General features: G+C 71.2%; 10 protein-coding genes. 4 read left to right on the plus strand and 6 right to left on the minus strand.

The window, feature by feature from the left end; translation table 11 throughout:
• Positions 1-107: 107 nt before the first annotated feature.
• The gene (locus tag ACYVIP_RS19465; RefSeq protein WP_460398174.1) at positions 108-1,064 is read left to right on the plus strand and encodes a helix-turn-helix domain-containing protein; all 957 of its coding nucleotides are present in this window, start codon (positions 108-110) and stop codon (positions 1,062-1,064) included.
• Between the two features lie 53 nt (positions 1,065-1,117).
• Here the strand turns inward: ACYVIP_RS19465 and ACYVIP_RS19470 are convergent, their stop codons facing one another.
• Entirely contained in the window at positions 1,118-2,824 is a 1,707-nt protein-coding gene (locus ACYVIP_RS19470; protein ID WP_460398176.1) for an NAD+ synthase, read from the minus strand.
• Positions 2,825-2,884: 60 nt separating this feature from the next.
• Complete coding sequence (secA2, locus tag ACYVIP_RS19475) at positions 2,885-5,230, minus strand: accessory Sec system translocase SecA2 (protein ID WP_460398252.1); 2,346 nt, start codon at positions 5,228-5,230, stop codon at positions 2,885-2,887.
• A 195-nt stretch (positions 5,231-5,425) separates the two neighbouring features.
• Here secA2 and ACYVIP_RS19480 point away from each other — a divergent pair, with 195 nt between their 5' ends.
• Positions 5,426-6,979 carry an alpha/beta hydrolase gene (locus ACYVIP_RS19480; RefSeq protein ID WP_460398178.1) on the plus strand — a complete coding sequence of 518 codons (1,554 nt, stop codon included), beginning with the start codon at positions 5,426-5,428 and terminating at the stop codon, positions 6,977-6,979.
• A gap of 40 nt (positions 6,980-7,019) precedes the next feature.
• Here the strand turns inward: ACYVIP_RS19480 and ACYVIP_RS19485 are convergent, their stop codons facing one another.
• The 4 genes from ACYVIP_RS19485 to ACYVIP_RS19500 are packed head-to-tail and all read right to left on the minus strand — an operon-like array spanning position 7,020 to position 10,673.
• Positions 7,020-7,442: a hypothetical protein gene (locus tag ACYVIP_RS19485; protein WP_460398180.1), complete on the minus strand. Its 423-nt coding sequence runs from the start codon at positions 7,440-7,442 to the stop codon at positions 7,020-7,022.
• A gap of 3 nt (positions 7,443-7,445) precedes the next feature.
• A complete protein-coding gene (locus tag ACYVIP_RS19490; protein ID WP_460398182.1) occupies positions 7,446-8,972 on the minus strand; it encodes an MFS transporter in 1,527 nt (508 codons plus the stop codon).
• On the minus strand, positions 8,972-9,661 hold the full coding sequence (locus ACYVIP_RS19495; RefSeq protein WP_460398184.1) for an LppX_LprAFG lipoprotein: 690 nt from the start codon (positions 9,659-9,661) through the stop codon (positions 8,972-8,974). The genes ACYVIP_RS19490 and ACYVIP_RS19495 overlap by 1 nt, the downstream gene beginning before the upstream one ends.
• A gap of 55 nt (positions 9,662-9,716) precedes the next feature.
• Positions 9,717-10,673 carry a GlxA family transcriptional regulator gene (locus ACYVIP_RS19500; protein WP_460398186.1) on the minus strand — a complete coding sequence of 319 codons (957 nt, stop codon included), beginning with the start codon at positions 10,671-10,673 and terminating at the stop codon, positions 9,717-9,719.
• A gap of 71 nt (positions 10,674-10,744) precedes the next feature.
• Between ACYVIP_RS19500 and ACYVIP_RS19505 the strand changes: the two genes are divergently transcribed.
• A complete protein-coding gene (locus ACYVIP_RS19505; RefSeq protein WP_460398188.1) occupies positions 10,745-12,043 on the plus strand; it encodes an MFS transporter in 1,299 nt (432 codons plus the stop codon).
• A 23-nt stretch (positions 12,044-12,066) separates the two neighbouring features.
• On the plus strand, positions 12,067-13,410 hold the full coding sequence (gene glnA / locus ACYVIP_RS19510) for a type I glutamate--ammonia ligase (RefSeq protein ID WP_460398190.1): 1,344 nt from the start codon (positions 12,067-12,069) through the stop codon (positions 13,408-13,410).
• The last annotated feature ends 390 nt before the right edge of the window (positions 13,411-13,800 follow it).

Below are 13,800 nucleotides of genomic sequence, written 5' to 3' on the forward strand. Positions count from 1 at the left end.
CGATGACCAGGTTCTTCAGCGTGCGCAGGAAGTTCATAGCGCCATCGTGCGCCGGCCGGGCCGGCCAGGGGAGTGGCGTGAAAGACACTCTTCGCTAAGATTACGCCATGCCGAAAACCGTGTCCGTCCTCGCCTACGACGGCATGTCGGCCTTCGAGACCGGCATCGTCACCGAGGTCTTCGGCCTGGTCTGGCCGGACGTGGACGCCGAGTGGTACGAGCTGACGATCTGCACCGAGCGCCCGGAGCCGGTGGCGATGATCGGCGGCGCGACGCTCAGCACGCCGCACGGCCTGGCCGCACTGGCCGCCGCGGACACGGTGATCGTGCCCAGCGTCGCCGACATCGACCAGCCGCCGTCGCCGGAGCTGGTGGCCGCGCTGCGCCTGGCCCACCGGCGGGGCGCCCGACTGGTGTCGATCTGCTCCGGCGCGTTCGCACTGGCCGCCGCCGGGCTGCTCGACGGCCGGCGGGCCACCACCCACTGGCGCTACGCCGAGAGCCTGCGCCGCCGCTACCCCGCGGTGCACGTCGACCCGGCGCCGCTCTACGTCGACGACGGCACGGTGCTGACCAGCGCCGGGTGCGCCGCGGGCCTGGACCTGTCGCTGCACATCGTGCGCCGGGACTTCGGCGCGGCCGTGGTCAACGCGGTCGCCAGGCGGCTGGTCGTGCAGCCGCACCGGGAGGGCGGGCAGGCCCAGTACATCGAGGCGCCGGTGACCGCCGACCCGGACGACAACCGGGTCGCGGCCAGCATGGCGTGGGCCCGCGAACACCTCGCCGAACCGATCACCGTGGACCGGCTGGCCAAGGTCGCGCACATGTCGCCGAGGACCTACCTGCGCCACTTCACCCGCTGCGCCGGCACCAGCCCGATCCGCTGGCTGATCGACCAGCGGGTGCGCGCGAGCCTGCCCCTGCTGGAGACCACGACGATGCCCGTCGAGCGGATCGCGGCGGTGGTCGGCTTCGACGCACCCGTCACCTTCCGCCACCACTTCCAGTCAGCGATGCGCACGTCCCCGTCGGCCTACCGCCGCACCTTCGCCCCAACGCGGTGAAGGGCCCCATCGCCGCGCCCAACGCAGCGAAGGACGCCTTCAATCGCAGGTGGTCAGGGGCGGCCCTCGCGCCAGGCGCTGGTGATCGGGAGGCGGCGGTCCCGGCCGAACGCGCGGAAGGTGATCTTCGTGCCCGGCGGGTACTGGCGGCGCTTGTACTCCGCGGCGTCGACCATCCGCAGCACCCGGTCGATCAGCTCCGGCGGGAAGCCCGCGGCCAGCAGGTCGTCGTAACCCCGGTCGCCCTCGACGTAGTCGTCCAGCACCCGGTCGAGCACCTCGTAGTCGGGCAGCGAGTCGGCGTCCAGCTGCCCGGGCGCCAGCTCCGCCGACGGCGGCTTGGTGATCGAGTTCTCCGGGATCGGCGCGTCGCCCTGGGCGTTGCGCCATCTGGCCAGCTCCCAGACCAGCGTCTTCGGCACGTCCTTGATCGGCGCGAAGCCGCCGACCGCGTCGCCGTAGATGGTGGAGTAGCCGACCGCGAGCTCGGTCTTGTTGCCGGTCGCCAGCACGAGATGGCCGTGCTGGTTGGACAGCCCCATCAGCGTCACCCCCCGGCAGCGGGCCTGCACGTTCTCCTCGGCCAGCCCGGTCAGCCCGAGCTGCGCGGTGAACACCGAGACCATGTCGGCGATCGGCTGGACCTGGTAGTGCAGCCCGACCCGCTCGGCAAGATCTAGCGCGTCCGAGCGCGAGTGCTCCGACGAGTACACCGACGGCATCGAGACCCCGTGGACGTTCTCCACCCCCAACGCGTCCACCGACAGCGCCGCGCACACGGCCGAGTCGATCCCACCGGACAGGCCGAGCACGACCGAGCGAAAGCCGTTCTTCCGCGCGTAGTCCCGCAACCCGAGCACCAGCGCGGCCCACATCTCGGCCAGCTCGTCCAGCGGCTCGGCCAGGATCGGCGCGGGCGTCGGCTCGTAGGCCGGCAACGGCTGGTCAGCCAGCGTGGTCCTGGTGACGGTGAACTCGCCGACCGGACCATCGGTGATCGACTTCACCCCGGGCAGGTCCAGGTCGAGCACGGTCAGGTGTTCCACGAACTGCGGCGCCCTGGCCAGCAGTTTCCCGTCCACGTCCACGACGATCGAGTCCCCGTCGAAGACCAGGTCGTCCTGCCCGCCGACCAGGTTGACATAGACCAGCGGCGCCCCGGCCTCGGCCGCGCGCCGGGCGACCAGCGGCAGCCGGGTGTCGTCCTTGGCCCGCTCGTAGGGGGAGGCGTTGGGCGAGACCACGAGGTCGACGCCGGCGGCCCCCAACGCGGCGATCGGCCCGCCCTCCTGCCAGATGTCCTCGCACACCACCAGGCCGACGTGCACGCCGTGCACCCGCACGATGTCCAACGTCTGCCCCGGCCGGAAGTACCGCCGCTCGTCGAAGACCCCGTAGTTGGGCAGGTGGTGCTTGAACTGCGTGGCGACGATCCGCCCGCCGTGCAGCACGGCGACCGCGTTGCGCGGGCCGACCTCGTCGCGGTCGAGGTAGCCGACCACGGCGGCGACGTCCCCGCATCCATCGTCGGCCAACCGCCGGGCCAGGTCGGCCAGCGCCCGGGTGGCCGCGGTCGCGAAGGACTCCCGCAGCGCGAGGTCCTCGACGGGGTAGCCGGTGAGCACCATCTCCGGGAAGACGACCACGTGCGCGCCCGCGTCCTGTGCCTGCCTGGTCCAGGAGGCGACCAGGTCGGCGTTGCCACCGAGATCCCCGACGGTCGCGTTGACCTGCGCCAAGGCGATGCGTAGCTGAGCCATGCCGCCATCCTCGCACGTTTTCGCCTCATAGGCGAAAAACCAGCGACGAACCCCGGGCGACTATCGGCGAGCGCCGCCGCGGACCTTCTTGATCATCGCCCGGACCTGCTGCAGCGCCTGCTCGGCATCGGTGTCGAACGGGTTGTCGTGGATCATGTACGTCCACGTCGACGACGGCCGCCGCAGCCCGGCGGCCGCCAGCCCGGCGCCGTCCTCGGTGATCTCCACCGTCTTGAACGTCTTCGCCGCCCGCTCACCGATCTCGTCGGGGATCCGGCGGAACACCGGGATCGCCGTGCGGTGGAACTCGTCGATCGGGGTCTCCTTGGCCAGCGCCCGCAGGTGGATGGTCTCCCGGACGTCGGCCAGGAAGGCCAGGTGCTCGGTCCACCGGTCGTCGACGTGGTAGAGCATCACCTGCCGCGCCGCCCGCTCCAGCACGTCCTCGGACCACTCGTCGGACAGCTCGGTCCACCGGTCGGCGCACAGCGACGCCAGCTCGGTCGCGGCCAGGTCGGTGGTCAGCAGCTCGTCGCGGTGTTCGAGCAGCACCTTGCGCTGGTGCTCGATCAGCCGGGTGTACCGCCAGGTGTTGCGGTGGATCTCCAGCTGCACCCCCTCGGACACCTTCTGCGCGTGCTCGATGAACCGCTCGGTCGTCGGGTCGGTCAGCCTGCCGTCGTCGTCGGGCTCGGCGCCCGCGGTCGCGTCCGGGGCGTACTGCACGACCTGGTCGTCGGCCAGTGAGGCGAACATCACCGAGCCGCCGGGATCACCTTGGCGGCCCGCCCGCCCGCGCAGCTGGTCGTCCAGCCGGGAGGACTGGTAGCGGCCGGTGCCGATCACCAGCAGCCCGCCGAGGTCGGCGACCTTGTCGTGGTCGGCGTCCTGGTCGGCACCCTCCTTGCCGCCAAGGCGGATGTCGGTACCCCGGCCGGCCATCTGCGTGGACACCGTGACCGCGCCGTACGCGCCGGCCTCGGCCACGATCGCGGCCTCCTCGGCGTCGTTCTTCGCGTTCAGCACCACGCACGGGACCTCGGCCTCGGCGAGCATCTTCGCCAGCCGCTCGGACTCGGCGACGTCGCGGGTGCCGATCAGGATCGGCCGGCCGGTCTCGTGGGTGGTGGCGATCTCGGCGACGATCGCCTCCTCCTTCGACTCCACCGTGTCGTAGAGCCGGTCCGGCTGGTCCTCGCGCACACACGGGGTGTTCGGCGGGATCACCGCCACCCGCAGCTCGTAGAACTCGCGCAACTGCTCGGCGACGGCCACCGCGGTGCCGGTCATCCCGCACACCCTCGGATACCGGCCGATCAGCCCCTGCACGCTGATCGAGTCGAGCACCTCACCGCTCTCGGTCGGGCGCAGCCGCTCCTTGGCCTCGACCGCGGCCTGCAGCCCGTCCGGCCAGCGCTGGCGCAGCGCGATCCGGCCGCGGGAGCTGTTGATCAGGTGCACCTTGCCGTCGCGGACGATGTAGTCGACGTCCCGCTCGAGCAGCGCGTGCGCGTGCAGCGCGGCGTTCACCGCGGCCAGCCGGTCGCTGTGCTCGCCGGAGTACAGGTCGATGTCGCCCAGCGCCTTCTCCACGGCCTTCGCGCCCCGGGAGGTGAGCCAGGCGTTGCGGCCGTCCTCGTCGCGCTGGTAGTGCGCGCCGGGCCGCAGCGCGCGGACGATCTTGGCGACCTCGGGGTCGGTCTCCGCCTCGGCCGACGAGCCGGCGAGCACCAGCGGCACCTTCGCCTCGTCGATCAGCACCGAGTCGGCCTCGTCGACCAGCACCACGCCCGGCTCGCGCCCGACCATCTCGGTGATGTCGGTGCCCAGCCGGTCGCGCAGCACGTCGAAGCCGATCTCGCTGACCGAGCCGTAGGTGACGTCCGCGGCGTAGGCCGCGCGCCGCTCCTCGGGCGTCGAGGTCTGCGACACCCAGGCGACCGACACGCCGAGCAGCCGGTAGATCGGGCCCATCCACTCCGCGTCGCGCCGCGCCAGGTAGTCGTTGACCGACATGACGTGCACCGGCAGGCCGCGCAGCGCGTACCCGGCCGCGGCCAGTGCCCCGGCGAGCGTCTTGCCCTCACCGGTGGCCATCTCGACCACGTGCCCGGCGAGCAGCTGCATCACACCGAGCAACTGCACGTCGTATGGCCGCTCGTCCAGCGCGCGGCGGGCCGCCTCCCGGCCGAGCGCACCCAGCTCGGCCAGCGTCTTCTCGTCGAAGTCCTCGCCGGCCACCTTCTCCCGCAGCTCCGTGGCCGCCTCGGTCAGCTCCTCGTCGGACAGCTTCTCGAGCTTCGTCTCACGCCAGTCGATGCTTTTCAGCAGCTCCTGATATCGGGAGAGATCGACGGTGGCCGGACGATCCAGGAGCCGGCTGAACCGGTCCTTGACCCGTCGCATGAACGCCGCCACCGACGCTCACCTCCTCGCTCGTTCGCACAACCGTCCTGCACGGTAACGGTGCGGAGCGGCGCGTGGTTCCTGGTCAACCAACACAGCCTATTCACGTGTCGATGGCAGGATCGGTCCGTGACCCGTTCTCACACCCGTTCGCACCGCCGTTCGCGCCTGTCCACCGTCACGAAGCTCAGCACGATGCTCGTCCTCGTGGCGGCCGGCTGCACGTCGACGGTCGACGGATCCTCCGCGCCCGACCTGCCCTACGAGGAGCGCGGCGGGCCGGCCGGCGAGGTGCCGGCGGACCTGGCCGAGTTCTACGGCCAGGCGCTGACCTGGGAAGGCTGTGGGGACTACGCCACCGGCGAGTTCGACGCCCAGCCGCTCGCGGCCCCCGAGGTCGAGTGCACCCGGCTGACCGTGCCGCTGGACTACGCGAAACCCGATGGCGAGACCATCCGCATCGGCGTGCTGCGCAGGCCGGCCACCGAGCAGGACGACCGCGTCGGCTCCCTGGTGATCAACCCCGGTGGGCCGGGGGTGGCCGGGCTGTCCACGGCCGCCGCGCTCGCCGCGGAGAACGAGGACCTGGCCGCCAGGTTCGACTTCGTCGGCTTCGACCCGCGCGGGGTCGGCTCGAGCGAGCCGACGATCAGCTGCGTCACCGGCGAGGAGCGCGACGACGACCGGGCGGACGACTCCGAGCTCGACGCGTCCGGGCCGGGGGTGGCCGCGGCGGAGCGGGAGAACCAGGACTACGCGGCCAAGTGCGTCCAGCGCACGGAGTTCGGCGCCGACATGCTCGCCAACCTCGGCTCTCGCGACGTGGTCAAGGACATGGACGTGCTGCGCTCCGCGCTGGGCGACGAGCAGCTCACCTACCTCGGCTACTCCTACGGCACCCGGATCGGCAGCACCTACGCGGAGACCTTCCCGCGCAGCGTGCGGGCCATGGTCCTGGACGGTGCCGTCGACCCGACCAAGGACGCGGTGGAGGAGGTCGTCGCCCAGGGCAAGGGCTTCCAGGAGGCGTTCGACGACTTCGTCGCCTGGTGCCTGGAGCGCGAGGACTGCCCGTTCGACTCGGCGGCCACCGCGAACGCCGACTACCAGGCGCTGGTCCGCCCGCTCGCGGACAACCCGATCGACCTGGCAGACGGCCGCCCGCTGTCCTACGAGGACGCCACGACCGGCACGGTCCAGGCGCTGTACTCCGAGCAGCTGTGGGAGCACCTGCAGACCGGCCTCAACGAGCTGCGCCAGCACGAGGGCGCGACGCTGATGTCGCTGGCCGACCTGTACCTGGAGCGCGACCGGGACGGCACCTACACCACCACCCAGGACGCGTTCGTCGCCATCCGCTGCGTCGACGACCCCCGGGTGACCGACCCGGCCAAGGTCCGCGAGGTCAGCAGGCGCTACAAGGAGGCCGCCCCGTTCCTGGACGACGGCAACCCGCCGAGCGCGGCCAGGGACAGCTGCGCCTTCTGGCCGGTGCCCAACACCAGCCAGCCCCACCTGCCCAAGGTCGACGGCATCCCGCCGGTGCTGGTCATCTCGACCACCGGCGACCCGGCCACCCCGTACCAGGCCGGGGTGGCGCTGGCCGAGGCGCTCGGCGGCGCGCTGCTGACCTTCGAGGCCACCCAGCACACGGTCTTCCTGCAGGGCAACGCCTGCGTTGACGACGCCGGCGTCGCCTACCTGGTCGACGGCACCCTGCCCGAGGAGGGCACCCGCTGCCAGGCCTAGCGGCGCCGGAACAATGCCCTGAATGAGGCATTGGCGACGTTCACCGTCCTGAATGAGGCATTCGGGGCAGTTGACTCCGCAGCCGCGCGCGGGCGGTGACCAGCGCGAACACCGCCGCCGCACAGACGACCGCGGCCACCGCCGCGAGCAGCGGGCGGCCCTCGCCGTAGTTCATGCCGCGCGCGACGACCACGACGTGGATCGCGCCGAACACGACCGTGAGCGTGCGCAGACCACCGGCCGCGCCCCGGGCACGCCGCCGGCCGGTCGTGGTGGCGGCCCGGACCCCGGCCGCCCCGAAGGCCACCATCGCGACGGACACGACGAGGTAGCCGTACCAGGCGAACTGGCCGATGTCGGTGAACATCTGCAGGCCGTGCCGGGCGCCGTAGGTGTCCGGGCGGATCAGCAGCCCGGTCACCGGGGTGGCCAGCCCACCGGCGATCAGCAGTAAGACGACCACCGGTCAGCCGCGCCGGCGAGCGGTGACGAAGAAGGCCATGACCGCGCCGGCCAGGCAGACGACCGAGGTGATCAGGAAGATCTCGGTGTACTGGGCGAGCAGCGCGTCGTTCACCGCCGCCCGGTAGGCCGCGAGCTCCTCCTCCGCCTGCTCCGGTGACTTGCCGAACGGCAGCGGCGTGTTCAGGTCGGCGGTCAGCGAGTGGAACCGGTGCAGGCCCCACGCCGCCAGCGCGGCCACCCCGACCAGCATCCCGGTCATCCGCGCGACCACCACACCCGCAGCGGCCACCCCGTGCTGCACGGTCGGCACCACCCGCAGCGCGGCCGCCGACAGCGGGGCGATCACCAGCCCGAGCCCGAGACCGGTCACCGCCAGGTCGACATCCAGGCGTGGCAACGCGAACAGCCCGAGGTCGTGACGCGCGGCCAGCACGTCCACCGGCCACCCCGAGATCAGCAGGAAGCCACCCGCCGCCAGCAGCATGCCGACCACCGCCGGCAACCGGTCCCCGAACCGCGCGGCCAGCCAGCCACCGGCCAGCGCGCCGACCGGCAGCGCGACCAGGAACCGCACCAGCAGCAGCACGCTGCCGGTGTCGTCCTTGCCGAGCAGCGTCTGGGCGAACAGGTCGACGTTCACCAGTGTCACCATCAGCGCCGCGCCCGCGGCGAGGCTCGCGCCGAGCGCGGCGAAGAACGGCCGCAGCGCCACCCCGCTGGTGTCGATCAGCTTGGTCCGCGACCGGTTCTCCCACACCACGAAGCACACCAGCGCCACGGCCGCGCCGATCAGCATCGGCACACCCCACGGCGGCAGCACCCGCTCGCGCGGCTCGGGGTTGTACAGCCCGATCACCGCGAGCCCGAGCACCACCGTGAGCAGCGCGGCGCCGACGACGTCGACCGAGGTCTTCGCCGCTCTGCGCACCGACGGCACGGTGAAGTGCACCGCGACCATCGCCAGCACCGCCAGCGGCACGTTCACCCAGAACACCCCGCGCCAGCCGGCCACCGCCGCGATCGCGATGCCGTAGAGCGGGCCGAGCACCGAGCCGAGCTCCTGGGCGGCGCCGACCGCGCCCAGCACGGCCGACCGGCGGTGGACCGCCCACAGGTCGGCGACCAGCGCCATGGTCACCGGCAGCAGCGCGCCGCTGGCCACGCCCTGGATCACCCGGCCGGCCACCAGGACGAACAGGTCGTCGGCGATCGCGGTGACCACCGAGCCGGCGAGGAAGCCCACCAGGCACAGCTGCAGCAGCGGTTTGCGCCCGAACCGGTCGGAGGCCTGGCCGAGCAGCGGCATCGCGGCGACGTAGCCGAGCAGGTACCCGGTCACGATCGGGGTCACCCGTTCGAGCCGGTTCAGCGGGATCTGGAGGTCTTCGATGATCTGCCGCAGCACGCTGACCACGACGTAGGTGTCCAGCGCGCCGAGCAGCACGGCGAGCCCGGCGGCGCCGATCGCGATCGAGCGCCCCCGACCGGCGGGCTCGGTCGTCTCCGGTGTCGTCTCGGCGGTCGTCATCAGACCGGCGGCGTGATGTCGACCTGCTTGCCGACGTCGGTCAGGGTCACGTCGACGGTCGGGTCACCGTCGGCCGGGACCGCGACGCTGGCCTTCACCGGCCGGTGGTCGCCGTCCTTGAGCACCCAGAACGTGATGTCCACGTCCGAGTCGATGCCGGGGACCAGGCTGGCGACGACGTCCTTGGCCACCTTGCCCTTCACCCGGTAGGTGGCGTCCCCGTCGATGTCCTCTTCGCCCTCGGTGACCGGTTCCTGCACCTCGGCCAGCACCTTGGCCACCCCGCGCTCCGGGTCGAGGATCGCGCCGGGGTCGTAGAGGTTGGCCACCATCGAGGCCGGCAGCTCCTGGTGGTCGCCGGTCGGCCCCTTGATCCACACCTTGTCCTCGACCAGGACGAACTCGCCCTCGAACAGCTGCCCGAGCAGGTTCATCGACACCGTGCCCTTCGCCGCGCCGCCATCGCCCTCACGGGTCAGATCGCCCTCGGCGGAGCGTACGTCGAGCCCGGGCACCTCGCCGTTCACCGTCAGGGTGAAGTGCGCCGACTCGATCTTCGCGGTGGTGGCCGACGCGTCTTCGAGCAGTCCTGCCCCGGCCGGCAGATCGCCGGCCGGCTCGTCGGAGGAACAGGCGGTGGCTGCCGCGGCCGCGCACGCGAGCACGGCGAGCAGGATCCGGCGCATCATGCGGGAATCGTAGAACCGCCTTGCTGAGAACGATGCCCGGTCCGGGAAATCCTCCTCACCCGGCGCGGAAGGTCTTGCGGTAGGCCAGCGGCGAGACGCCGTGCGCCGCGCGCATGTGCTGGCGCAGCGACGCGCCGGTGCCCAGACCCGCCCGCGCGGCGACCTCGTCGACGGCGAGGTCGGTCGACTCGAGCAGGTGCATCGCGAGCCGCACCCGCTGCTGGGCGAGCCAGGAGCCGGGGGACAGGCCGGTCTCCGCGCGAAACCGCCGGGAGAACGTGCGCACGCTCATCCGCGCGTGCCTGGCCAGCGCGGCGAGCTCGAGCGGGCGGTCGAGGTGGTGCAGCGCCCATGCCCTGGTCGGCGCGGTGCCGTCGGTACCGCCGTCGGGCACGTGCCGGTCGATGAACTGCGACTGACCGCCCTCCCGCCACGGCGGCACCACGCAGTAGCGCGCCGCCCGGTTCGCCACCTCGGCGCCGTGGTCGCGGCGCAGCACGTGCAGGCACAGGTCGACGCCCGCGCCGAGCCCGGCGGAGGTGAGCACCTGCCCGTCGTCGACGAACAACACGTTCTCGTCGAGCAACACCTTCGGGTACAACCGACGGAAGCCCTCGGCCTGCGCCCAGTGAGTGGTCGCCGGGCGACCGTCGAGCAGACCGGCCGCGCCGAGGACGAACGCGCCGGTGCAGATCGACATGATCCGCGCGTGCCCGGGCACCGTGGCCAGCGCGTCGGCCACCTCGGCCGGCAGTTCACCGGTGTAGCGCGGCCCGGCGAGCCGGGTGCCGGGAACAATCACCGTGTCCGCCTCGGCGAGGATCTCCGCACCGAAATCAGGCACGATCGTGTAGCCCGCAGTCACCCGAACCGGTGAGGTGTCGAGCCCGCACACCCGCACGCGGTACCGCGGCGGCTCGTCGTCGGCCACGGCCGCGCCGAAGATCTGCGGCGGGATGGCCAGGTCGTAGCCGATCACCGGGTCAAGGGCGAGCACGGCGATCTCATGCATGGCCGGATTCTTTCATATATTGGCGATCAGGCCACTCGTGCGTGCCGATCAGCTCCCGCAGGCTGGACGCCGTGACACAGGTTGCGCCGCGGACGCGGCGACAGGGGCTCGGCGGGATTCACTGGGCGTGGTGGGTGGCCGGCGCGGCCTTCGTCACGCTGATCGGCGCGGCCGGCTTCCGCGCGGTGCCCAGCGTGCTGATCGACCCGCTGCACGCGGAGTTCGGCTGGTCGCGGGCGACGATCTCGGCCGCGGTGTCGATCAACCTGGTGCTGTTCGGCCTGATCAGCCCATTCGCCGCGGCGCTGATGGACCGGCTCGGGATGCGCCGGGTGGTCGCCGGCGCGCTGGTCCTGGTGGCCGCCGGCAGCGGGCTCACCGTCTTCATGACAGCCAGCTGGCAGCTGCTGCTGTGCTGGGGCGTACTGGTCGGCGTCGGCACCGGCTCGATGTCGATGGCGTTCGTCGCCACGGTCACCGGGCGCTGGTTCGTCCGCCACCGCGGCCTGGTCAGCGGCGTGCTCACGGCCGCGGGCGCCACCGGCCAGCTGGTCTTCCTCCCGCTGGTCGCCACGCTCGCGACCGACCACGGCTGGCGCACCCCGGCACTGGTCGTCGCGGCCGCCGCGCTCGCCGTCGTGCCGGTCGTGCTCCTGCTGCTGCGCGATCACCCGGCAGACGTCGGCACCACGGCCTACGGCGCCGCGTCCGACCAGGTCGCCGCACCGGTCACGGTCACCGGCAACAGCATGCTGCGTGCGCTTTCGGTACTCCGCGACGCGGCGCGCACCAGGACGTTCTGGCTGCTCGCCGGCGGGTTCGCGATCTGCGGCGCGTCCACGAGCGGCCTGATCGGTACCCACTTCATCTCCGGCGCGCACGACCACGGCATGCCGCACACCACGGCCGCGTCGCTGCTCGCGCTGATCGGGGTCTTCGACATCGCCGGCACGATCCTGTCCGGCTGGCTGACCGACCGGTTCGACCCCCGGCTGCTGCTCGCCGGGTACTACACGCTGCGCGGCCTGTCGCTGATGATCCTGCCGGCGCTGTTCGCGCCGGAGACCGAGCCGAGCATGTGGGTGTTCATCGTCTTCTACGGCCTGGACTGGATCGCCACCGTGCCGCCGACCGTCGCGCTGTGTCGTGAGCGGTTCGGCGAACGTGGCCCGGTCGTGTTCGGGTGGGTGTTCGCCGCCCACCAGATCGGCGCGGCGGTCGCCGCGTTCGGCGCCGGCATGGTCCGTGACCTGCGCGGGAACTACGATCTGGCCTGGTGGTTCGCGGGTGGACTGTGCGTGATCGCCGCCCTGTTGTCGCTGGCGATTCGCCCGAACCGTGATCCTGGTCGACTCGAAACACGGCGTTAACACGATCTACCTAGGCTGCGGTCATGGACCGTCAGCAGGAGTTCGTCCTCCGCACCCTCGAGGAGCGGGACATCCGCTTCGTCCGGCTCTGGTTCACCGACGTGCTCGGTTTCCTCAAGTCGGTCGCGGTCGCGCCGGCCGAGCTGGAGGGCGCGTTCGCCGAGGGCATCGGCTTCGACGGCTCGGCGATCGAGGGCTTCGCGCGGGTGTCCGAGTCGGACATGGTCGCCCGGCCCGATCCGGCGACGTTCCAGGTGCTGCCGTGGGAGAACCCCGAGGGCCATCACTACGCGGCCAGGATGTTCTGCGACATCGCGATGCCCGACGGCTCGGCGTCCTGGGCCGATCCGCGTCACGTGCTGCGCCGCGCCCTGGCCAGGGCCAGCGAGGCCGGGTTCACCTGCTATGTGCATCCGGAGATCGAGTTCTTCCTGTTCAGCGAGGTCTTCGAGGACGGAAGAGAGCCGGTGCCCGCGGACAACGGCGGGTACTTCGACCAGGCCAGCCACGCGATCGCGACCCACTTCCGCCGGCACGCGATCGAGACCCTCGAGGCGATGGGCATCTCGGTCGAGTTCAGCCACCACGAGGGCGCGCCCGGCCAGCAGGAGATCGACCTGCGCTACGCCGACGCGCTCACGATGGCCGACAACGTGATGACTTTCCGGTATGTGGTAAAGGAAGTCGCGATCACCGAGGGCGTGCGGGCCTCGTTCATGCCAAAGCCCTTCTCCCTGCAACCGGGGTCGGGCATGCACACCCACGTGAGCCTGTTCGAAGGCGATCGAAACGCGTTCTACGACAGCGAGGATCCCTACGAGCTGTCCAAGACCGGCAAGGCGTTCGTCGCCGGCCTGCTGCGCCACGCGGGGGAGATCTCCGCGGTGACCAACCAGTGGGTCAACTCCTACAAACGCCTGATCGCGGGGGGTGAGGCGCCGTCGGCGGTGTGTTGGGGGCATGCCAACAGGTCCGCGTTGGTCCGGGTGCCGATGTACTCGCCGGGCAAGGCGTCCTCGCGCCGGGTGGAGATCCGGAGCCTGGATTCGGCCTGTAACCCGTACCTGGCCTATGCCGTGATCCTCGCGGCCGGGCTCAAGGGCGTGCAGGAGAACTACGAGCTGCCGCCGGCGGCCGAGGACGACGTGTGGTCGCTGACCGACGCCGAGCGCCGGGCGGCCGGTTACAAGCTGTTGCCGCAGAACCTCGGGGAGGCGCTCGCCGAGATGGAGAACTCCGAACTGCTCGCCGAGACGCTCGGCGAACACGTCTTCGACTTCTTCCTCAGGAACAAGCGCAACGAGTGGGACGCCTACCGACGCTCGGTGACCCCCTACGAACTGCGCACCCTGCTCCCGCTGCTCTGACCCGCGCGGCAAAAACCGCCTCTGACCAGCCGATTTGACATTGCATGCGCAGACTCGCTAACTTTCTCCTCGTCGCACAGAGCGGCGGACGGGCCCGGAACTAACGAGCCAGACCCGGACGACGCACACCGCAAGCCAGTGATACACTTCAGTGGCTAGCAGCGAACTGGGCCAAGCGAGTTGACATCGCGAAGCGGACCAGATACAGTGTTGCGGCGCAGGGTTCCGGTTCTCCTCCCAAGTGGGGCTGTCAAAGCCTCCCAAGCAGGGAGTGACGGATATCCAACCAAAGCAGTAAACCAACTGGCGTCTCTTGATTGATCCGCCTCAACGCGGTTCATGACGGATGTACGTGTGTTGTTTGAGAACTCAACAGTGTACCGATAAATG

It is taken from the genome of Actinophytocola sediminis (genome assembly GCF_054779715.1).